Below are 20,626 nucleotides of genomic sequence, written 5' to 3'. Positions count from 1 at the left end.
AAAAACAAAGAGGAGCAAAGCCATCATGCTTTCAAAAACTGCCAATAACATCCGTCAAAGTCGATTCTTCCAATTTTTTTTGAGGGTCGACTATTTTGATATTCTGGGTGTTGTCATTGTCTTAGGGACGTCACTCGTCCTACACTATTGGTCAAAACCCTTATCGGCCTCCTGGTTCTTCCATGGCGAGTCAAACGCCTTTACCAGGTTGCCGCTACTCGGGCTGTTTGCCACCGCCTCCGCCGTGGCTTCGATTCTGTCAACCCGCTTTATTGCCAAGCAAAAGGCGCTTGGCAACACGATTTCTTGGATTAACGTTGTGGTAGCTGGCGTTGTTGACTTTTTCAACGGAAACGTTGGGGCCTTTTTAACCTACCCGATTTCAATGGTCACGAATTGGCTGCCTACCAAAACGTGGAGTCGATACCAGCGAGTGGGACGGGTGAAGCCTTTCATCCTGATTGGGTTGATTTTGCTATCCATTACCGTTTCCTTCGGGTTAAACGCCTTTGCCTTTCGTTTTTCTGGTTGGGGATTGGATGCGATGTATTGGTTCTCATCCACGACTTTTGCCCTGGCTTTGACAGCGGATATCCTAAACATTTTCCGCATCAAGGATCAGTGGTATATTTGGTCGGTCTACAACGTTGCCAATTTGGGGAAAGCATTAATTCAAGGCAATTTTGCAAACGTTGGTAAGTATAGCTATTACATTATCAATTCCCTGATTGCCATTCTAACTTGGACAGTTAAAAGAGAAGCCAAAAGCAGACCAAACCATCTCAACCACACAGAAGCAGCCATCGAGGGGGAATGATGACCATGAATTTGATTCTTGCTACTGATGCTTATAAATTAACGCACCATTTACAGTATCCGCAAAACATTAACAAACTTTATTCATACGGGGAAGCCCGTGTCGGCGGAAAGTACCCAACCATCTCTTGGTTTGGTCTTTCCATGATTTTGCACGATTATTTTCAAAGTCAAATTACGACTGATATGATTGATGAAGCCGAAAAAGTTGCTGAAGAGACCTTTGGTACGAAGGCTTATTTCAACCGTTCCGTTTGGGAAAAGGTTCGTGACTTGGGCTACTTCCCAGTGCGAATCAAGGCCTTGCCAGAGGGGATGGAAGTGCCAACGGGGACGGCCCTCTTCACCATCGAGTCGACCGAAGATTGGTTTGCAACGTCGCTCAATGCTTTAGAAGTGGTCTTGATGCACGTTTGGTATCCAACGACCATTGCAACGAACTCCCTCTACATTAAAAAGCGGTTGTTGCCCCTTGTTGAAAAGACCGGGTCGGTGGATTCGCTGCCACTAATGGTCAATGACTTTGGCCTGCGTGGTGCGACCTCGCTTGAATCTGGTGAGCGTGGTGGTGCAGCACACTTGTTGCATTTCCGCGGGTCTGATAACCTAGCGGCTTCTAATTACTTTGCTAAAGTCTACGGGCAAGAGGGACGGGCTTTGTCGATTTGGGCAACGGAGCATTCCGTAGCGACGGCCTATGGTTCTGGCCAGGGTGAATTTGATTATTTGAACGCCCAGTTGGACCGGACACCAGATGATGCACCAGTCTCCATTGTCATTGATTCATATGACACCTTTAACTTCGTGAGACACGTGGTGGGGTCACCAGAAATGGTGAAGCGGATTCAGGAGCGTGAGGGCCGCGTTGTCCTTCGTCCTGATTCTGGCGATCCCATTACCATGGATTTGGCCGTGCTTGATATTTTGGCTGACATCTTTGGCACCGAAGTTAACGACAAGGGTTATAAAGTTCTTCGACATAACGTCGGCTTGATTCAAGGTGACGGAATGAAGGCCGATACGATTATCAAACTCTATGAAGCGTTAATTGATCGCGGTTGGTCGACGGACAACCTGGTTGTCGGTTCCGGCGGTGGACTACTTCAAGAAGGCTTTACCCGTGATACGGAACGTTTTGCGATTAAGGCAGCGTACGCCCACACGAGCGATGGGGCGGACTTGGCCATTAAAAAGCAACCGAAAACGGATCCGACAAAGGCTTCCAAGGCTGGCTTACTAAAAGTCATTGTGGATGAAAATGGTCAATTACAAACCGTTCCACAACAGACAGCTGGCAAAGATTTGCTGGAAACGGTTTATGAAAACGGTCAAATTACAGCGGCACCAATTGCTGATATTTTTGAACGTGCGGAAAGACATTTGAAGGATAATCGTCAGTTAGGTCGTGTGAACGGTTAATTGACGATGTTTCACAAAATTTATTTTATAAAATAAGCCCCTTCTCTTTTGTTCTGTGGTAAAGTGGAATTAACGATAGGAGGGCTAGATGGAAAGACAACTCAGTCAATTCGTACTTGATGAACTTGTTCAACTTGAGGCCCTTATTTGCTCAAAAACAGCTGCCGTGTCATAACGGGGGCTGTTTTTTATTGATTTTAGGAGGTTATTCTATGCTGTCATCAGCTGATTCGAATGTTATTGATCAAGACTTTTTGTCGCGATTAAATTTGCAGAATCCACACGATTTGAAGGCTGTTTCGGGTGGGGATGTTAACATGGCGTTTTCACTTTATTCAGGTTCTGATCGCTACTTTTTAAAGGTACAACCAGATCATGATCGTCATTTCTTTGACGCCGAAGTTGCTTCTTTGAAGGCATTAGGGCAATATGTGACGGTGCCAAAAGTAATTAAACAAGGGGAGACACGGGGCTTTGCTTACTTACTTTTGTCATGGGTCCCCTCTGGTCCGGCCAAACAGGGTGATTTAGGGCGTGCGCTCGCTGTTTTACATCAAGCGCATGGTGACCGCTTTGGTTTCGACGTATCGAATCCATACGACTTTGTGCCAAAAGATAATACTTGGAATGATTCCTGGGGTGATTTCTTCGTACATCAACGACTCGAACCATTGATGAAGCAAGCCATTAAGAAGGCGTTCTGGCTGACCCAACGTGGTGACCATTTTGAAAATTTGAAAAAGACGATTTTAGCAGATGAGCACGTGAAAAACGTTCAGCCCTCGTTATTGCACGGCGATTTGTGGGCGGGCAATTTTATGTTTGATGCTTCGGGACAACCGGTCTTTATCGATCCCAACGCTTTCTACGGTGACCGTGAATATGATTTAGCGGTTTCCAAAGTCTTTCCTGGCTTTAACCAATCCTTTTATGACGCTTATGAGAAAGCCTATCCTTTGGACGAAGGTTATGAAGAGCGCTTCAAATGGTATGAGTTCTACTATATTTTGATGCATTTTGTTCGTTTCGGCGATATTTATGCACCACGCTTGAACCGTTTGCTTTTACAGTTTTAATTAAATAGGGAAATCAGAGAAGCTGTTTTCATGCCCATTTGTGGCAAGAAGTTGACAGCTTTTTTTCAACTCGTTATACTATAAAAATGACGCTTGTGTCATTTTTTCAATAATGAGGAGTATTTGAAATGAAATCAAAGCAAAAAAACCAACTTTTCGTTGCTACCACCATGTTTGTGGCCATCATCTTGTTGCAATCGATGGTACCCTTCCTAGGGTATGTGCCGCTTGGTGCTGTGGTTGTCGGGGCCTCTGCCGTTATCTTGCCGGCGACTGCTGCCCTTGCCGGCGTTGCTTTAGGACCACGATCAGGTTTCGTGGTGGCCTTTTTCTGGGCGACGTATTCCTGGTTACATGCGCTAACACACCCCGGAACTTTTGGCGCGCTTTTATTTTCAAACCCCTTGGTGGCCTTCGTACCCCGTTTGTTGGTGGGGGTCATCATTGGCTACTTGGCCAAACGTTTCTTCATTGACCGCGAAAAGCCGGTCTGGTTTCTCTTTACGATGGGGGCGCTAGCGGCTTTCATCAACACCTTCATGGTGATTTTTCTTTCTTGGTTGTCACTGACCTTAATGCCATATAGTGGCTATGGCATTCCGAAGGAAAATCTTTTTCTTTGGTTGGCCGGTATCTTAGCCCTTAACTTTGTTTTTGAGTTCTTGGTAAACGGTCTCTTGGTGGCTGCAATTGGGCGGGTGTTGTTGAAGCGCTTGCCAAAGTTTTAGTGAAAGTGGCTTGATACGTTCATGCTAAAAAAAACACCCTCGTCTCGTGATGGAGATGGGGGTGTTTTTTATTGATTGTATCAAATAGTGCGTAAACGTTGGTATACCAACGTTATACAATGCATCCACCCAGACTCGAACTGGGAGCAAAGACTTAGGAGGTCCCCGTTTTATCCCGTTAAACTATGGATGCCGAATATTTCTTATTATAGCGAAGTTGCTCCCTAAAGACAATTGTCACGATTGTCTAATTCACAGCGAATATTTTTACGAACAAAGTTGGTATTTTTTGCTACACTTAGAGTTAGTAGAAAATGGAGGTACAGACCTGTGGCTGAGATTACTGAAGTGAAGCACCCGTTGGTGCAACATAAGTTGACGATGATTCGAAACAAAGAGGTGGGAACAAAGGACTTTCGTGCCCTTGTTGATGAGTTGGCAATGTTATTAACCTATGAGGCTTCCCGCGATTTGCCGGTTGAAACGGTTGAAGTGGAAACCCCCATTCAAAAGACTGAGGCTAAGTCCTTGGCGGGTAAGAAGTTGGCGGTTGTGCCAATTTTGCGTGCCGGTTTGGGAATGGTTGATGGTATTTTGCAGTTGATTCCAGCTGCCAAGGTCGGCCACATTGGGATGTATCGCGATGAAGAGACTTTGGAACCGGTTGAATACTTCGTTAAGTTGCCAGACGACATTGAACAACGAGAGGTACTATTGGTTGACCCAATGTTGGCAACTGGTGGTTCAGCAATCGACGGAATTGCTGCCTTGAAGAAGCGGGGAGCGACCCAAATTAAGTTAATCACTCTGGTTTCTTCACCGGAAGGGTTGGCTGCTGTTCAAAAAGCACATCCCGACGTGCCAATTGTGACGGCTTCAATTGACGAAGGCTTGAACGACGATGGCTACATTGTGCCTGGATTGGGCGATGCTGGTGATCGCTTGTTTGGTACTCATTAATAAATTAGAATGATTGAATCATGCATGTAAAACATCCTTTTGAGCGAAAAACTTCATTCAAAATGCGTTTTTCCTCACTCCACCCACATGATAAAGAAAATAAGGAGCAGCGTCGCTTTTGGTGGCGTTTGCTTTTTTCGCTATTAGCCGTCATTCTACTGGTGATTGGCTGTTATGCGGGGCTTGCCTATTGGAATAATCGTAATCAAGTTGTTGCTTCTGGTCACAAAGTCGATGGTTCGCCTGTCGCCTTAAAAGTGAACGCTCGCTCGGCCTTGGTCATTGACGCTTCGACGGGCCAAATTTTGGGGCAGAAAAATGCTAATCAAAAGGTTGGCATTGCTTCACAAAGTAAAATGTTGACGGCCTACGCTGTTTTACAGGCAATTAAAAAGGGTGACTACGATTGGAACACGCCCGTGAAGGTGACCCAGTCCTCTGACTGGTCGGACAAAGACAATGCGATGTACGCTCACCTCGAAGTCCATAACGGCGAGACTTTGACCGTCAAAGAACTGTTTGACGCTATGTTTACCACTTCGGCCAACGATGCCTCCTTGGCCTTAGCTGACTTTGCTAAGAAAAAGTCCGAAACGCAACAGGAATTCCTACATCGTTGGGCAAAGAAACTAGGCTTGACCAACAGTGACTGGTACAATGCTGCCGGGCAAGTGAATGATGATGCCTTTGACTATCGAGTGAAGTCCGCAAGCGCCACTGCTGAAAACCAAGCAACGCCCAAGGATTTGGCGGTTTTGGCTTATCAGATTATCAGCGCCGACCCCGACGTACGAAAATACTATGACAAAGTCGGATTGGTTTACCGTCCAAATGCTAACGAGGCTGCCACCAAGATTAAGCTGACTGAAGGTGGTAAGTTTGATCAAGAAATTAAGGGGAAGCTGAACAACCCGAACAACTTGACGGTTGAAGGGTTGAAGACGGGTTCGACACCAAGTTCTGGTGGGGGACTGACCGGCTTAATTAAAGATCAAAATGGGCACGAATTTATTACGGTTGTTTCGGGGGCTGGCAAGTACACGGACTCAAAGGAACGGTACCAAGTGACTTTGGATGCGGTGAATCAAGTTCTCAATGAGCAGCAGCCCATCACGGTGGCAAAAAACACGAAGGTGTCTGGTCAAACAAAGAACGCCTGGTCCAAGACGGGGAGGGTTCAGCTCGTCGCTAAAGAAGCACGGACCTACTGGGTTAAAAGAGCGACAAAGGTCAGTTCTTTGTCCTTTGCACACGTTGCTCGTCAAAACAGTCAATCGTTAAGTGATGATGAAACCGTCCGCTGGCTTTCACCTGAACTGAAGGCAAGTTATTTACCGACTGTTTCAAAAGAAGTTCACGATTTACCATTAACCAATCAAGAAATGATGGAACAGACCACTCGTTGGGGTTATTACCGTCACTGGTTGTTCAATTGGTGATAGGAAACAATATTTTGACACAAAAAAAAGAGGCCTGATGGCCTCTTTTTTAATTGCTTTAGTCAGCAACACCGTCGTTTGCTTCAGTGGCGCGTTCTTCCAAATCGGCCAATTGCTCGTCCAATGAGTGTTCTGCGTCATCCTTCTTAGCAGCAGCCTTGCCCTTCAATTGAGCAAACTTACCCTTTGCTTCTTGCGCCTTGCCCTTACCAACTTCAGTCAAATCGGCGGCCTTTTGCTTACCATAGCCAACGAATTCCTGAGCCTTAGACTTGCCAGAACCGGCAACATCGTTTGCCTTTTCCTTAAAATCAGCGACGCGGTCATCATCCTTCAACAAAAGGTAAGCCAAAGCGGCGTTACCAAACAATGAAACACCAAGTAAAAAGTTCTTCATGTCAGACACACTCCTTTTATATTCTTATCCCATATTATGGGGTGCGACTTTAGAAAAGTCAATTGAACAGCCAATAAATAACCATTCTTTTTTAGGGTGGGTACCGACCGTTCACAAAGGACAAGAAGGGCCAACAATGTTATAATGAAATTACTTTAAAAATGAGAAAGGGACATTCATGATTAGTTTGAAATCACCACGTGAAATTGAAGCTATGCGCAAATCCGGTGCCATCATTGCCGGAATGCATCACATGCTTCGCGATTTGATCAAGCCCGGTATCGATACCTGGGAGATTGAAACAAAGTGTAAGGCATATATCGAGGACCACGGTGGCGTTCCTTTACAAATCGGGTTCGAAGGGTTTAAGTACGCGGTAACGGTTTCGGTTAATAATGAAGTGGCCCACGGATTGCCTCGCAAGGGCTTGAAGTTGAAGAACGGGGATTTGGTCAAAGTTGACACTGTTGTTGGATTAGATGGTGCTGTTTCGGACTCCGCTTGGTCTTATGCCGTCGGCGAAGTATCACCCGAAGTTCAAAAGCTAATGGACGTCGCTAAAAAATCGCTTTACTTGGGGATTGACCAGGCAGTTGTTGGTAACCGTGTGGGTGACATTGGGGCGGCCATTCAAAAGTATGCCGAGGACGAGATGGGCTATGGCGACGTTCGCCAGTACATCGGACACGGTGTCGGCCCAACGATGCACGAAGACCCAGCCATCCCACACTTTGGAAAAGCAGGGCATGGCCTCCGCTTAAAGGAAGGGATGACGATTACCATCGAACCCATGATCAACATGGGCGGCTGGGAAGTGACGACGGACGAAACCCCCGAAGATGGTTGGACGGTTCGAACGGCTGACGGTTCATGGTCAGCTCAGTATGAGCACACTTTGGCCATCACAAAGGACGGACCAAAGATTCTGACGTCTCAGGATCCAGTTGAAGACGCAAAGTATTTGTAAGAGACACAGTCTCAAAACGAGGTAAGCATGGCACTACCAAAGGCTTTCATCGCAAAATATCAAGACCTGCTCGGAAACGAAAGCGGGCCTTTTTTTGAGGCCTTGTCAGGCCCAGTCCATAAGGGCTTTCGAGTAAATCCACTAAAAGAGAGTCAGACCTTAGTTGATTTAGAAAAAGACCAGCCAATTCCATGGTCACACGATGGTTATTTTGGTCAGGTTCTTGGTCGAGGCATCGACCATACAACTGGTCTTGTCTATTCCCAAGAACCCTCTGCTCAGTTCGTGGCAGAAGTTTTGTCAGCCCAACCAGGGGAGCGTGTTTTAGATTTGGCGGCGGCTCCCGGTGGCAAGTCTACCCAGTTGGCTGCGCAAATGAATGGACAGGGGTTGCTTTGGACGAATGAAATTTTCTTTGGAAGGGCGAAGATCCTGTCAGAAAATATCGAACGTTTTGGCGTTGCCAATGCCATTGTTTCCTCGGCTGACTCAAGGGACTTGGCCAAGCAATTGCCAGCCTACTTTGACCGTGTGTTACTCGATTCTCCCTGCTCAGGGGAGGGGATGTTTCGTAAGGATCCCGAGGCGATTACTTATTGGTCAGAGGATTATCCACGCGAGTGTGCGGAGCGTTCCGAAGCGATACTTGAGAACGCCGTGAAAATGCTTCGACCAGGTGGGGTTTTAGTGTATTCAACGTGTACCTTTGCCCCCGAAGAAGACGAACAGATCATTGCCTGGCTACTCGATCGCTATCCCGAAATGGCCCTGCTTCCAATCGATAAAGTCGCGGGATCGGGCATTGCTGATGGTCGTCCTGAATGGGCAGATGGTAATCCAGACTTGGCGTTAACCGCACGACTTTGGCCGCAAGATTTACCTGGTGAAGGGCACTTCGTGGCGAAGCTGAAAAAGGCCGACGATGCCGATGTTGGTAAAAAGGTGAACGAACAAAAACCGAGCCATCTATCAGCTGAAGAAAGTGCTTTGCTAAACGGCTTTTTGGCTGAAACGGTTCCCGGCTTGGCCTTTTCTGAAGAACGCTTAATCACTTTTGGTGATCGGGTTTTCTTGCTGCCGGATAACTGTCCAGCTTTCGGTCGGATTAAGATTTTACGGGCCGGGCTATGTCTCGGGACATTCAAGAAAAAACGTTTTGAACCAGACCATGCCTTGGCGTTAGCCATTCACCCCAGCCAAGTCGCTCAGTCTTTTGCCATCGATGATGAACGGCAGTGGACGGCCTATACCCATGGTGAGGCGCTTTCGACAAAGGCCGATTTGAAAAAGGGCTTTGTTTTGATGACGGCCGGGGGTAACGGAGTTGGCTGGGCGAAGTATGTGAATGGTCAACTAAAGAATTTTTATCCAAAGGGTTTGCGTCACTAGTTTGACTTTTTATTTTTTAACAGACGATGGAGGAGAAAACCATGGCTTTCCAAACAAAAGTAGCAGTAAATGGTGTTGGTAATTTTCAAATTAGCTCATCGATTAAGAAGTTCACCCTAATTGATTTGGGTTTTGTGACTAATAACGCCGGTGCCTATATTTTGAAGCGGTCGCTTCAACCGGAGCAAGCACTCGACCAGGCAATTAGTCTAAAGGTTGTCTTTAAGAAGGACTTGGCCGGCATGAAGATTGAAACGGTTGGTGCGGCTGGTGGACCAGTTGATGTGACAAAACGCGCTGATGCAAAAGAAATCGAAAAATTAATGACTTTCTTTTTGAATGAGATGGTTGACCGACAGGTCTTGGAGCAGGTAGCATGACCACTTTTTATTTTGTACGACATGGCCAAACAGAGTGGAACCTGGAGAAGCGTTTCCAAGGGGCCCATGGGGATTCCCCCCTCTTGCCGACTTCATATGAAGACATGGATAAAGTTGCGACTTTTTTAAAGAATAAAGACATTCACCGGGCCTTTGCTTCACCACTGCCACGGGCACAAAAGACGGCCCAAACCATCGTGCGACAGTTGCCAGGTGAACCGAAACTTTCCCTGCACTCCAACATTGTCGAGGTTGGCCTAGGCGACTGGGAAGGAATGAAGAAAGAGGAGGTCGCTCGTCGTTACCCGGGGGCCTTTGATACCTACCGCAACCATCTAGAAGACTTTGATGGCGAGGGCTTCCACGGAGAAGGATACGTGAAGGCGGTTCAACGCTTTCGCCGGTTAATTGAACAGATTGCTCAAGACTATCCGGACGACTCAGTCTTGATTGTGGCCCACGGATTAATCCTAACCTTTGGAATGTCGAACTTGCTCGGTGTTAATCGTGCAGACATTCGTGAAAAATTAGGTGGACTGTCGAACACATCGACAACAACGATTAAAACGACCGCTGAACACCAATTTCAGTTAGTCCAGTGGAACCAAACGGATTATTTGGGAAAGGCGCAGGACGCCTCAACTACGATTTAATCATCTGGTGCGATTTTCGTACCGTACATATGTAAAAAGAGTAAGGGAACATGGCACGAACGATTTCTGAGGACAATCAAGTAAAGGGGGTCTTGCAAAATGTGATTTTTGCAGCCAAGGATTCCTATTTCAAAATTCTTTCCGTCCAAGTTGAATCGGATGACTTTGATTGGGATGAAGACGAACTGATTGTCACCGGGACCTTTGCATCCGTGAAGCCTGGTTCTACCTATGCCTTTTTTGGTCAACTAGTGACCCATCCCCGCTACGGCCAACAGTTTCAGGCTGCTCGTTATGAAAATCAAGTGGCAACCGATGAAAAGGGGCTGGTCGCCTTCTTTTCCTCCGGTGATTTTGCAGGAGTTGGCAAGAAAACCGCTCAAAAAATTGTGGATGCTTTAGGGGCCGAGGCCCTCGATAAAATTTTGGCCGATCCCAGGGTTTTACAGGGTTTGGTTAAGCCAAAAGTAGCTGACAATTTGGTTGAAACCCTGCAAAACAACATGGGCTTGGAGCGCCTTTTTGCACTTGGACACAAGGTCGGTCTTTCTGCTGATTTAGCTGGCAAGCTGTTCGATCGTTATGGGGAAGAGGCCCAGAATATCTTGCAGGACGATCCCTACCGACTCGTCTATGAAATGGATGGCTTGCCTTTCAAAAAAGTCGATGCCATTGCTCAACAGGCGGGGTATACACTCGATTCGAAGGAACGAATCAAAGCAGCGGTCTTTGCGGCCATTCAAAATGCTTGCTTTGCCCATGGTCACACTTTTCTGACAATCGAACAGGCGAAAAACGCCAGCTGGTCCTTAATTGGACATGACGTAGCCAATCCAGCTGAGACCATTGATCAGGCTTTAGGAGCGCTTGTCGCAGAGGGACGTTTGGTTTTTGATCATGATAGCTACCAACCCCGAGAATTAGCGTTAGCGGAGCAGACGGTGGCTAATAAGATACAGGAACTGTTTCAAAAAAAATCCGACGTTCAGTTTAGCCAACAAAGCATTGATGATGGTTTTGTTCTGCCAGGGCGGTTAACCCTTGATAATGTTCAAGAAGCTGCCGTAAAGCAAGCGTTGTCGAGCCAACTCTTTGTTTTGACGGGAGGACCAGGCACCGGGAAAACAACCGTCACCAAAACGCTGGTTAAGACCTGGGAAGCGCTGGTGCGTTCCCAAGCCGAACAACAAGGACAGAATCAAGAGTGGCTGAAGGAACACCGAGTCCGTTTGGCATCACCGACTGGTCGAGCTGCTAAACGAATGACGGAAATCACTGGTTATGAAGCGACAACCATCCACCGTCTCCTGGGTATTTCGGAGGGGGATGATGCCGAATTTGATGCTGACAACCCGTTGAGTGGGGGACTCTTAATTATCGATGAGGCGTCCATGTTAGATATTTCCCTGGCCGCTGCGCTCTTTTCGGCAATTCCAAAGACGATGCACGTCGTGTTGGTTGGGGATGCAGATCAGCTTCCCTCCGTGGGACCCGGCAATGTCTTGTTTGATTTGATACACAGTCAGCAGGTTGCTCACGTTGCGCTCGAACATATTTACCGGCAGGGGAAGGGTTCTTCGATTTCGACATTAGCCGCATCGATTAATGATGGCCAGTTACCCTCGGACTTTCAGGACAAGAAGCGGGACCGGTCGACTTTTCTGACTAACGCAAGTCAGGTTCCGTCTGCCGTCGGGCAGGTCTTACAATCGGCGATTAAAAAAGGCTTTACCGCTGATCAAGTACAAATATTGGCGCCAATGTATAAAACGGCGGCCGGGGTGAGGTCTTTAAACCAGATTGCACAAGACCTCTTTAACCCCGTTGAGCCCGGACAGAAGACACTCCAGTATGGGGACACGGTCTTTCGTTTAGGGGATAAAGTCCTACAGCTCGAAAACGATACGGAACGCGATATTTACAACGGTGATATGGGAGAAGTCGTGGCCATTCACAACCAATCAGACGGTGCGGGCAAGGCCGATGCATTGGTCGTCGATTTCGCCGGACAAGAGGTATGGTATACGCCAAAAACCTTAAATCAACTGACTTTGGCCTATGCAACAACGATTCATAAGGCACAGGGAAACGAATTTAAGCTGGTCATTTTAGTGCTGACCTCGCAGTTTAAAATTATGCTGAATCAGAATTTGATTTACACGGCGATTACGCGAGCCAAAGAGGCGTTGGTGATGGTCGGTGATTACGATGCTTACCAATACGCGGCCGAGCACGAGGTGCCTCACCGACAGACCCATCTCTTGGCCGACCTGGATTCAGGAGCGGATGGGAACGCGATAGAGAGTACTCCCCCTCAAAAGAAGACAGCAAAAGCGCTGAATGCCAGCCTTTCACAAGAAGTGCCCCATGATCTTTCGGATTCGGCCAAGGTCAAAATTGAACCCGCTTCTGACCAAACGCCAGTTGAAAAAAAGCCAGTGTCTTCCAAAAAGTTCTTGCCAGAAGACACGCTAACAGCGGCTCATCTTGCTGAGGGAATCGATCCCATGATTGGCATGGCCGAACTAAGTCCTTTGGATTTTATGCCAGTTGACCAATAAAATTTAGTATAATGAAGATAGTGGGGTGGCAGGCAGCTGCTACCCAATGATATTGAATGAATCCACCTGGAGCTAACCATGACTGCTAACCCAAAATTTCGTCTTTTTGATTTAGGTATTAACACCGCCCTTTCGACAAAGGTGGCGGAACAACTTGGTGTTCCACTATCACCAGTTGAAATTCGGACCTTTGCTGACCATGAAATTTATGAACGAATTGTTGATTCAGTGCGAGGAATCGATGTTTATGTGATTGCGCCCATCGCCGATCCAGTCAATCAAAACTTCATGAAATTGATGATCTCTATTGATGCGGCGAAACGGACGTCGGCTAAATCGATTAACGTGGTCATTCCCTACATGGGCTATGCCCGTTCGGATCGTAAAACCCGTTCCCGCGAACCAATCGTTGCCCGCCTAGTCGCTGACATGCTGGAGAGTCAGGGAATTAAGCGCGTGATGACGATGGATCTGCACACGCCACAACTGCAAGGGTTCTTCGACATCCCAGTTGACCACTTGATTGCTTTACCGGCACAAGTTGACTTTTTAGAAAAGGCTGGCTTAGTTGGACAAGAAGTTGTTTGTGTGGCTTCCGGTCCGTCGACTTTGAAATTAGTGCAACGGTTGGCCACCGAAATTAATAGTCAATGGGCCATCATTGATGGTAACCGTGACCCCAGGCAACCGGCTCGTGTGACGGGAAACGTGGCGGGAAAGCATGCCATCATTGTTGCCGATATGGTTGATACCGGGCAAACCATGATGAAAGCGGCCACTGCCTTAAAGAAGGCTGGTGCCGCTGAGATTGATGGCCTAGCAACTCACGGCGTCTTTTCTGAACAAGCGTCAGAAAACCTGCAAAATTCCGATTTAGACCATCTCTTTGTTTCAGATACGGTTGCAATTCCAGAAGAAAAGCAATTCCCAAAGCTCCAAGTCATTTCGGTCGCTTCCCTCTTTGCAGAAGGGTTGAAGCAGGTCATCGAACAAAAGTCGCTGGCTAAGGTCTTAAAACCAAAAGAGGAGAAGGAGGGCTAGTCGTGGAAGAAGAATCACTACTGACCCTCGCTTCGCCTGAATGGTCCAAAAATCCCGATGGCGACGGCGTGCTTTGTTCGCAATACGGTGCTTACTTTGCTTTTCATTATGAAGGGCAGGGGGGACAGCTTCTCCTTTCCTTTGGACAGGAATATCCTGACATGCGCTGGACGCTCAATGTCGATGGTTCTGACCAACAAACATATTCGTCTGATGGAGAAGAACTCACCATTGATTTACCAGCCGGTCAACACGATGTCGAGCTCGTTCTCGATCAATGGGCAACGGGACAAGTTGCTTTTTGGCAGAGTGGGCTAGTTGTTCAATCAATTCGAGTGACTGGTGCTGTCCAATTAACGAGTACACTACCGAATGATGAAGATAAAGAGGCGACGCCCTATTTGACTTTTGTCGGCGATTCTATCGTTGCCGGTGAGGCGATGATGGGAGCTAGCCATGATCAGCATCGTCCTAGTCAGTCGTTTCCGGCCATAGTTGCCCGAGCCAAGAAACAGCCATTCAACCGGATTGCCTATGGTGGCACTGGTTTAACGACTTCGGCCCCTTTTCAGGAACCAAAAGCCATTGACGCCTTGTGGCGAGTGCGAGATGATGTAGCCAGACGGCGGGTTCACAGTCAGCAGGTGGTCGTGGCCTACGGATTAAACGATGCCAACTACGGCGCCAGCGAAGAGGACTTCGCCTTTGGTCTGCGTGTCTACTTACTCGAATTGGTGAAACGTTTCCACCAAGCTCATTTTTATTTATTGACGCCCTGGAACGGGCGCTTTAAAGACATTTTTATGGCGGAAGCGAGTCGCTTTGATTGTTTCACGGTGGTGGATACGAGCCCCTGGCAGATTAGCACGCGACCCCATCATCCGGGTGTGGCTGATCACCAGAAAATTGCAGCAGAACTTGAACGGATTTTATAGGAGGAAAACGAAATGGTTTACCAAGCAGCAGAAGATCGTTACGAGAAATTGCCTTACCGACGCGTGTCGGATTCAGGCTTGATTGTGCCGGCCGTTTCCTTTGGCCTTTGGCGTAACCTTGGGGATACAATGCCCCTTGAAAATTCTCGAAAAGTCATTTTGAAGGCTTTTGACTCAGGTATTTTCTCTTTTGACAACGCTTTCAATTACGGTCCGAACAACGGAACCGCTGAAGAGACGTTTGGCCAAGTTTACAAGTCTGACTTGAAGCCTTATCGAAATGAATTGGTAATTACGACCAAGGCTGGTTACCACATGTGGCCTGGACCAATGGGCGAGTTTTCCGGCCGAAAGACCTTGATTAACGCCCTTGATACCTCCCTTCAAAAGATGAACTTGGACTATGTGGATATTTTCTACGCCCACCGTTTTGATCCAAATACTAACTTGGAAGAAACGGCCCGTGCTTTGGATCACTTGGTAAAGCAGGGAAAGGCGCTTTACGTTGGCGTATCTAACTATACAGCAGAGCAAACAAAGGCCATTGCCGAAATCTTCAAAGAATTGGGAACGCCCTTTATTGGTAATCAAGTTTCTTATAACCTATTGAACCAGCAAGAAAAGGAATCTGGTTTGTTGGACATTCTGGATGAGCATCATGCCGGCTTGTTTGCCTATGGACCATTGGCGGAAGGCTTGTTGACGGATCGTTACCTGAAGGGAATCCCTGAGGACTTTCCAATTCACAAGACCAACGGGTTCCTCTTTGATAATGGCCGAGACGCTTTGGTTAACAAGTTAAACGCCTTGAACGATATGGCCAAAAACCGTAACCAAACATTGTCACAAATGTCTTTGGCTTGGCTATTGCAGGACAAACGAGTGGCTTCCGTAGTGATTGGAACTTCTTCTGTTGACCACTTATCGGATAATCTAGAATTCACGAAGAACCTTGATTTTACGTCAGATGAATTGTCTGCCATTGAAAAAATCATTAAGGGTTAATAAAAAGGAGCGGATGCTCCTTTTTTGTTAAATCTTGAAAAAGTCATCTGCTTCATTAAAAGTGGAGAAAAGTTAATTACGGTGAGGTAATGGTTGATGATTAAAATATACACGCGAAAGACCTGTGCTGAATGCGCGGCAACGAAACTTTATCTGAAGACGCGTAAAGTTCCTTACCAGGAAATCTCGCTAGATAAAAATCCTGAACTCTATGATCGGTTTAAGGCAGAGGGGAAGAAGCGAACACCAATTGTTGAATCGTCAATTGGTGACTGGTTGGGCTTTTCTTTGACTAAACTCAATGAGTATGCAAAAACAATCTAAAAAAACCTGCCGGAAGGCAGGTTTTTTTAGATGGCGTCAATGAGTTTTAGTTGGTTAGAGGCAATCAGACTATTTGGTGATGATCCTTTTTCATTTCGCGGAATGTCTTTGCCTAATTTTTGATAGTAATGAATCCAATGGGGAAGGACGGTTCCCTCAGGACCGAATGACAACGGCTCTTCATGAAAAAGGTTTTCCTTTTCAAAACATTTGAGCACCAGTTGTGAACAGTACAGGCCCGGGCCCTTTTCGAAAAAGCCATGGTTGTATGGTTGGCCAAGTTGTGTTTTAGCCATCTGGATAATTTTTTCAGGGTGTTGAAGCACTTTTTTGGAACGGTAGATGGCAATGGCCTGCTGATGTTCGTTGATGAATTCTTGGAAGGGGCGCCGTATCACGCCTCTTTTCCCAGTGGATTCAATGACGAATAGATAGTCATCACTTGTTCTTTCCAAAATCGCCACGTGAACAAAGCGTTTATTCGTCTGACTGTTACGACTGGCTGCGATGGCTCGATCCATTGCTTGACGACCTTCGACAACAAAGGCGAGATCAGCGTTTTGATAATGGTTCATTTTCTTACCTCGTGCTACTAGCATAGCAGAATTTGAAATGAAAAGCTTCCTTAATGACGTTAGCTTTTCTACCAATAGTCATGGCGCAAAATCAGAAAAAAAGGTACAATGGTTAACTGTGAGTAAACTTTGACCACGATTAATTAAATTGGAGAGTCGCAAATGGAAAAAAAGTTAACTTGGCGCCAGAACCTACTGATGGTGTCATTAATTTTTGGTATGTTTTTTGGCGCGGGAAATTTGATTTTCCCGGTTCACCTTGGACAATTAGCTGGTGCTGCATGGGGACAAGCGACTTTTGGCTTTATCTTGTCGGCCGTCTTGTTACCACTGTTGGCCTTAGTGGCACTTGGCGTGACTCGCTCGAGTTCTGTTTTTGATTTGATAAAGCCCCTCGGTCCGCGAGTCTCTACCTTTTTTGTTGTTGTGTTGCACTTTTGCCTGGGACCTCTGGTTGTGGCTCCGCGTACGGCTACCGTTGCTTATTCATTTTCTCTGGAAAACTGGTTGCCAGCAGGTAGCCAACAGCTTGGCTTGGTGATTTTTTCATTTATTTACTTTGTTCTTGTCTATTGGGCTTGTCTGAAAGCTGACGCCATCACGTCAGTCATTGGTAAGTACTTGAACCCGGCCTTTTTGATTTTGTTGGCTGTTGTCTTCATTCTTGCTTTAGTATGGCCGATGGGGGATCTTCATCAGCACGTTACGACGGCTTACCGGTCAACGCCGATTCTGTCCTCTGCAATTGAGGGTTATAACACAGTCGATGCCTTGGCCTCCCTAGTTCTGGGTGTGGCCATCGTTCACGCCATCGAAAACATGGGTTACCGTAAACCCGCCCACGTGGCGAAGATCATCGTGAAGACGGGGACTTGGGCCTTGATTGGTTTGTCGCTCGTATACGTCGGGCTGATTATGTTAGGAACGACTTCGCTTGGAAAGGAAAGTCTTTCCTTGAACGGGGCCATTGCGCTAACTCAAATCATGACGAACTACTTTGGTTCTTTTGGACAAGTTTTTCTGGCCGTGATGGGTCCCGTAGCAGTCTTTACAACGGCAATGGGGGAGTCGTCGTCCTTTGCCCACGACTTTCACCGTGCCTTTAAAAAAGTCTCCTACGAACGTTGGTTGGCTTTAGCAGTCGGCATTGCCTTTCTAGTGGCTCTACTTGGTTTGGATAAAATCATTGAGTGGGCAGTACCGGTTCTCCTAATCATGTATCCAGTGGCCATTATCCTGATTTTCTTGAACCTTGTTTCGCCGTGGATTGGTCGGACAACCGTGCTCTTTAACTGGGCCATTGGCTTGACGCTCATTGGATCGATTGGTGATGGGTTAACCCAAGTGCCGTTTGCGAAAATGTTGAACGGTTTTGTTACCTACACGGCAAATGGCAGTCAACACATTGGTTGGTATCAGGCGCACGTGCCGCTCGCCTCAGAAGGTTTTTCCTGGATTTTGTTTGCCATCGCTGGTTTGATGATTGGTTTTGGACTTCAAATAATGACGAAGGCAGTCTCTGTTGATCAATAATAAAAAAAGCTCCTCGCCATCCGCTGGCGAGGAGCTTTTTAAATGCCTTCTTCTTGATTTAAAATACGGTAAGCGAGTGATTCGGACATGATTAAATCGGTTAATAACTTGCCACGCAATGCACCAATGGCAGCGCTTGCCTTGGACTTCGACCGGACAACACCGATTCGTTTTTTAACGCCCAGAATGGTGTTTAGGGAAAGGCCCACGGTTTTATCTGACTCGGTATTTAAAATGTTACCATTGATGTCGTAGGGACGGCCATAGACCATGCCGGCCACTTCGCCGAGACGCACATCAGGGAACAGCAGATTTAGGTTTTGATTCCAGATTGCAATGGATTCAAGGGAGGCAATTGTTCCCAAACCAGTTAAGATGGTATCCATTTGCTTGGCCACATCGAGCGTTCGCTTAATCGAAGCTGCCTCGTAAAGGCCGTTACGAATGGTATCATCTGAAAGGTAAAGGGGCGCTGGCAAAGTCAAAAATTCACCTGCGACTTTTTTAGCAGCACGTTCGACGATGCGAACAGATCCAGCAGTGGAGTTATACTTCATGTTTTCTCCAACAAACTGTGTAAATTTAACCTGGTCCAAAGGATTTGAGGTGATGGCATCAATCAGGGAATACATGGTTTCACCCCATGTCATTCCGACGATGTGTGGATCCTTCTCAAGGTGTTTAATGACAAAGTTTGCAGAATAATTTGATAATAATTCTTCAGTGGCGGTTGCGGTCGTATCGTCTTGAATGATGTAACAAGACGTTTCCGGAAACTTTTCCTTGAAAACCTGTTCTAACTGCGAATTTCTAGAAGCAGTTGATGCAATTTCAATTTTAACTACCCCTGTCTTCACCGCTTCGGTTAAGTACTTATTAATGAGATAGCGAGAAACTTGATACTTTTCAGAAATTTCACCAAAGGAAAGTTTGTTCAAATAATAATCTTCTGAAATTTGTGCAAGTAATCCTGGATCTGTTGCTGGCATATTGTCCTCTTTATCAATTTATTAATAATGTTCCGCAATAAAGTAAAAAAGTACTCAATAAACAGAATCAGTTAAATATATTTTACACTATTTTTGAATATTTTTACAATTTTTTCCTATTATTTCTTATTTATGACCTGATTCAAAAAAATCCAATCATTTTAAAAATTAAAAATAAAAGATTTTTTGTTGGTTTTTATAAAAAAATTGCCAAAAAATCTTTACTTCACATGGGGAACGTTTTACAATGATTCTAGTATCACTTTTATGGTGAATCAAGGAGGTCATATGGTTGACATGAACGATGTGCAGAAGTTGCACGAAGAACACACTGGTGTTTTGGAAGTTCAAGGAACTTTCGATATTAAGACACCCTCAGATTTGGGGAAGGCTTATACGCCAGGTGTTGCAGGCTTATCAAAGGATATCGAAGCACATCCTGAAGACAAGGCAAAGTATACGATGTCTGGAAAATTGATTCCGGTGATTACGGATGGAACGGCTGTTCTTGGTCTGGGAAATGTTGGTCCTGGTGCCGGTTTGCCAATCGTTGAAGGAAAGGCATTGATTTACAAGTCCTTTGCCGGCGTTGATGCCATTCCGATGGCATTGAACCAAGTGTCTGTTGATGACATTGTGAAGACTATTGAAACGATGGCACCTTCATTTGCTGGTATTCACTTGGAAGACATCGCCGCACCACAGTGTTTTGAAATCGAACGTCGTTTGTCTGAAGATCTTGATTTGCCAGTCTACCACGATGATCAAACGGGAACGGCCATTGTTGTTTTGGCTGGTTTGATTAACGCCGCTAAGGTTGTTGGTAAGAAGTTGGAAGACTTGAAGGTTGTCATGAACGGTGTTGGTGCTGGTGGTGTTGCCACAACCAACTTGCTGATTGCTGCGGGTATCAAGCATATTACCCTGGTTGACATCAACGGTGTCGTTCGTGCGGGTGACAAGTCTTATAACCACTTCCAAACAGAATTGGCTGATCAAGTTGTACAGGCTGATGGACAGACTTTGGATGACGTTATTGATGGTCAAGACGCCTTCATCGGTTTGTCTGATGCCAATGTTTTGTCGAAGGACCAAGTAAAGCGCATGGCCGATTCACCAATCGTCTTTGCCTTGGCTAACCCTGTGCCTGAAATCTCACCAGACGATGCACATGAAGCGGGTGCTGTTGTCACGGCGACCGGTTCATCGCAATGGCCAAACCAAGTCAACAACATTTTGGCTTTCCCAGGTTTGTTCAAGGGATTGCTCCAATCCGGTTTGAAGCATGTTGACATGGATTTGCAAGTTAACGTTGCACAAGGTTTGGCAGGATTAGTTGACAATGTCGCTGCTGATAAGATTGTGCCTTCAGTCTTTGATGATGGTGTTGTTGACGCCGTCACTAAGGCAGTGTTGGACTACGCAAAGAAGGCTTAACG

20 protein-coding genes and 1 tRNA gene are annotated in these 20,626 nt (G+C 46.3%); 17 read left to right on the top strand and 4 right to left on the bottom strand.

Going from position 1 to position 20,626, the window contains the following annotated elements:
- Positions 1-25 precede the first annotated feature (25 nt).
- The 4 genes from IV71_RS00495 to IV71_RS00480 all read left to right on the top strand — a co-directional run bounded on the left by IV71_RS00495 (position 26) and on the right by IV71_RS00480 (position 4,039).
- Positions 26-817: a nicotinamide mononucleotide transporter gene (locus tag IV71_RS00495; RefSeq protein WP_010691520.1), complete on the top strand. Its 792-nt coding sequence runs from the start codon at positions 26-28 to the stop codon at positions 815-817.
- The gene (locus tag IV71_RS00490) at positions 817-2,235 is read left to right on the top strand and encodes a nicotinate phosphoribosyltransferase (RefSeq protein ID WP_010691519.1); all 1,419 of its coding nucleotides are present in this window, start codon (positions 817-819) and stop codon (positions 2,233-2,235) included. The genes IV71_RS00495 and IV71_RS00490 overlap by 1 nt, the downstream gene beginning before the upstream one ends.
- Before the next feature lie 212 nt (positions 2,236-2,447).
- Positions 2,448-3,311, top strand: a complete 864-nt coding sequence (locus IV71_RS00485) for a fructosamine kinase family protein (RefSeq protein WP_010691518.1) — start codon at positions 2,448-2,450, stop codon at positions 3,309-3,311.
- Positions 3,312-3,439: 128 nt separating this feature from the next.
- Positions 3,440-4,039: an ECF transporter S component gene (locus IV71_RS00480; protein WP_010691517.1), complete on the top strand. Its 600-nt coding sequence runs from the start codon at positions 3,440-3,442 to the stop codon at positions 4,037-4,039.
- Between the two features lie 120 nt (positions 4,040-4,159).
- Here IV71_RS00480 and IV71_RS00475 read toward each other — a convergent pair.
- Positions 4,160-4,232 (bottom strand) — tRNA-Arg (locus tag IV71_RS00475).
- A gap of 137 nt (positions 4,233-4,369) precedes the next feature.
- Between IV71_RS00475 and upp the strand changes: the two genes are divergently transcribed.
- Both upp and IV71_RS00465 read left to right on the top strand, forming a co-directional pair.
- The gene (gene upp / locus IV71_RS00470) at positions 4,370-4,999 is read left to right on the top strand and encodes a uracil phosphoribosyltransferase (RefSeq protein WP_010691516.1); all 630 of its coding nucleotides are present in this window, start codon (positions 4,370-4,372) and stop codon (positions 4,997-4,999) included.
- Between the two features lie 62 nt (positions 5,000-5,061).
- On the top strand, positions 5,062-6,438 hold the full coding sequence (locus IV71_RS00465; protein WP_158534680.1) for a D-alanyl-D-alanine carboxypeptidase family protein: 1,377 nt from the start codon (positions 5,062-5,064) through the stop codon (positions 6,436-6,438).
- 58 nt (positions 6,439-6,496) lie between these two features.
- Here the strand turns inward: IV71_RS00465 and IV71_RS00460 are convergent, their stop codons facing one another.
- Entirely contained in the window at positions 6,497-6,835 is a 339-nt protein-coding gene (locus IV71_RS00460) for a hypothetical protein (RefSeq protein ID WP_010691514.1), read from the bottom strand.
- Positions 6,836-7,013: 178 nt separating this feature from the next.
- Here IV71_RS00460 and map point away from each other — a divergent pair, with 178 nt between their 5' ends.
- The 9 genes from map to IV71_RS00415 all read left to right on the top strand — a co-directional run bounded on the left by map (position 7,014) and on the right by IV71_RS00415 (position 16,090).
- Positions 7,014-7,802, top strand: coding sequence for a type I methionyl aminopeptidase (map, locus tag IV71_RS00455; protein ID WP_010691513.1), 789 nt, complete (start codon positions 7,014-7,016; stop codon positions 7,800-7,802).
- A 27-nt stretch (positions 7,803-7,829) separates the two neighbouring features.
- The gene (locus IV71_RS00450) at positions 7,830-9,191 is read left to right on the top strand and encodes an RsmF rRNA methyltransferase first C-terminal domain-containing protein (RefSeq protein ID WP_010691512.1); all 1,362 of its coding nucleotides are present in this window, start codon (positions 7,830-7,832) and stop codon (positions 9,189-9,191) included.
- A gap of 41 nt (positions 9,192-9,232) precedes the next feature.
- Positions 9,233-9,571 (top strand): hypothetical protein, encoded by a 339-nt coding sequence (locus IV71_RS00445; protein ID WP_010691511.1) that lies wholly within the window; start codon positions 9,233-9,235, stop codon positions 9,569-9,571.
- Positions 9,568-10,224: a histidine phosphatase family protein gene (locus IV71_RS00440; protein ID WP_010691510.1), complete on the top strand. Its 657-nt coding sequence runs from the start codon at positions 9,568-9,570 to the stop codon at positions 10,222-10,224. The genes IV71_RS00445 and IV71_RS00440 overlap by 4 nt, the downstream gene beginning before the upstream one ends.
- Before the next feature lie 50 nt (positions 10,225-10,274).
- Positions 10,275-12,785 (top strand): SF1B family DNA helicase RecD2, encoded by a 2,511-nt coding sequence (gene recD2 / locus IV71_RS00435; protein WP_056994982.1) that lies wholly within the window; start codon positions 10,275-10,277, stop codon positions 12,783-12,785.
- A 78-nt stretch (positions 12,786-12,863) separates the two neighbouring features.
- A complete protein-coding gene (locus IV71_RS00430; protein WP_056994981.1) occupies positions 12,864-13,826 on the top strand; it encodes a ribose-phosphate diphosphokinase in 963 nt (320 codons plus the stop codon).
- 2 nt (positions 13,827-13,828) lie between these two features.
- Positions 13,829-14,761, top strand: a complete 933-nt coding sequence (locus IV71_RS00425) for an SGNH/GDSL hydrolase family protein (protein WP_010691508.1) — start codon at positions 13,829-13,831, stop codon at positions 14,759-14,761.
- A 12-nt stretch (positions 14,762-14,773) separates the two neighbouring features.
- Positions 14,774-15,766 carry an aldo/keto reductase gene (locus IV71_RS00420; protein WP_010691507.1) on the top strand — a complete coding sequence of 331 codons (993 nt, stop codon included), beginning with the start codon at positions 14,774-14,776 and terminating at the stop codon, positions 15,764-15,766.
- 96 nt (positions 15,767-15,862) lie between these two features.
- A complete protein-coding gene (locus IV71_RS00415) occupies positions 15,863-16,090 on the top strand; it encodes a glutaredoxin family protein (protein ID WP_010691506.1) in 228 nt (75 codons plus the stop codon).
- A gap of 26 nt (positions 16,091-16,116) precedes the next feature.
- On the opposite strand, the gene IV71_RS00410 is transcribed toward IV71_RS00415, so the two are convergent.
- On the bottom strand, positions 16,117-16,665 hold the full coding sequence (locus tag IV71_RS00410) for a YiiX/YebB-like N1pC/P60 family cysteine hydrolase (RefSeq protein WP_010692013.1): 549 nt from the start codon (positions 16,663-16,665) through the stop codon (positions 16,117-16,119).
- Between the two features lie 162 nt (positions 16,666-16,827).
- Between IV71_RS00410 and brnQ the strand changes: the two genes are divergently transcribed.
- Positions 16,828-18,198: a branched-chain amino acid transport system II carrier protein gene (brnQ, locus tag IV71_RS00405; RefSeq protein WP_010692014.1), complete on the top strand. Its 1,371-nt coding sequence runs from the start codon at positions 16,828-16,830 to the stop codon at positions 18,196-18,198.
- A 38-nt stretch (positions 18,199-18,236) separates the two neighbouring features.
- Here the strand turns inward: brnQ and IV71_RS00400 are convergent, their stop codons facing one another.
- Positions 18,237-19,187 carry a sugar-binding transcriptional regulator gene (locus tag IV71_RS00400; protein WP_010692015.1) on the bottom strand — a complete coding sequence of 317 codons (951 nt, stop codon included), beginning with the start codon at positions 19,185-19,187 and terminating at the stop codon, positions 18,237-18,239.
- 288 nt (positions 19,188-19,475) lie between these two features.
- Between IV71_RS00400 and IV71_RS00395 the strand changes: the two genes are divergently transcribed.
- Positions 19,476-20,624, top strand: coding sequence for an NAD(P)-dependent malic enzyme (locus IV71_RS00395; RefSeq protein WP_010692016.1), 1,149 nt, complete (start codon positions 19,476-19,478; stop codon positions 20,622-20,624).
- The last annotated feature ends 2 nt before the right edge of the window (positions 20,625-20,626 follow it).

The sequence above is a fragment of the Fructobacillus fructosus KCTC 3544 genome, assembly GCF_001438695.1.
GTDB lineage: Bacteria > Bacillota > Bacilli > Lactobacillales > Lactobacillaceae > Fructobacillus > Fructobacillus fructosus.
The sequence above is the reverse complement of the archived record's forward strand: the minus strand, read 5'-3'. Positions and strand labels throughout refer to the sequence as shown.

Bases quoted from the DNA above. Each gene is read 5' to 3' on its own strand.
- brnQ (WP_010692014.1), top strand. From the start codon at position 16,828: ATGGAAAAAAAGTTAACTTGGCGCCAGAACCTACTGATGGTGTCATTA.
- map (WP_010691513.1), top strand. From the start codon at position 7,014: ATGATTAGTTTGAAATCACCACGTGAAATTGAAGCTATGCGCAAATCC.
- IV71_RS00495 (WP_010691520.1), top strand. From the start codon at position 26: ATGCTTTCAAAAACTGCCAATAACATCCGTCAAAGTCGATTCTTCCAA.
- recD2 (WP_056994982.1), top strand. From the start codon at position 10,275: ATGGCACGAACGATTTCTGAGGACAATCAAGTAAAGGGGGTCTTGCAA.
- IV71_RS00410 (WP_010692013.1), bottom strand. From the start codon at position 16,665: ATGAACCATTATCAAAACGCTGATCTCGCCTTTGTTGTCGAAGGTCGT.
- IV71_RS00490 (WP_010691519.1), top strand. From the start codon at position 817: ATGACCATGAATTTGATTCTTGCTACTGATGCTTATAAATTAACGCAC.
- IV71_RS00465 (WP_158534680.1), top strand. From the start codon at position 5,062: ATGCGTTTTTCCTCACTCCACCCACATGATAAAGAAAATAAGGAGCAG.
- IV71_RS00415 (WP_010691506.1), top strand. From the start codon at position 15,863: ATGATTAAAATATACACGCGAAAGACCTGTGCTGAATGCGCGGCAACG.
- IV71_RS00485 (WP_010691518.1), top strand. From the start codon at position 2,448: ATGCTGTCATCAGCTGATTCGAATGTTATTGATCAAGACTTTTTGTCG.
- IV71_RS00430 (WP_056994981.1), top strand. From the start codon at position 12,864: ATGACTGCTAACCCAAAATTTCGTCTTTTTGATTTAGGTATTAACACC.
- IV71_RS00445 (WP_010691511.1), top strand. From the start codon at position 9,233: ATGGCTTTCCAAACAAAAGTAGCAGTAAATGGTGTTGGTAATTTTCAA.
- IV71_RS00420 (WP_010691507.1), top strand. From the start codon at position 14,774: ATGGTTTACCAAGCAGCAGAAGATCGTTACGAGAAATTGCCTTACCGA.
- IV71_RS00450 (WP_010691512.1), top strand. From the start codon at position 7,830: ATGGCACTACCAAAGGCTTTCATCGCAAAATATCAAGACCTGCTCGGA.
- IV71_RS00460 (WP_010691514.1), bottom strand. From the start codon at position 6,835: ATGAAGAACTTTTTACTTGGTGTTTCATTGTTTGGTAACGCCGCTTTG.
- IV71_RS00395 (WP_010692016.1), top strand. From the start codon at position 19,476: ATGGTTGACATGAACGATGTGCAGAAGTTGCACGAAGAACACACTGGT.
- IV71_RS00480 (WP_010691517.1), top strand. From the start codon at position 3,440: ATGAAATCAAAGCAAAAAAACCAACTTTTCGTTGCTACCACCATGTTT.
- IV71_RS00440 (WP_010691510.1), top strand. From the start codon at position 9,568: ATGACCACTTTTTATTTTGTACGACATGGCCAAACAGAGTGGAACCTG.
- IV71_RS00400 (WP_010692015.1), bottom strand. From the start codon at position 19,187: ATGCCAGCAACAGATCCAGGATTACTTGCACAAATTTCAGAAGATTAT.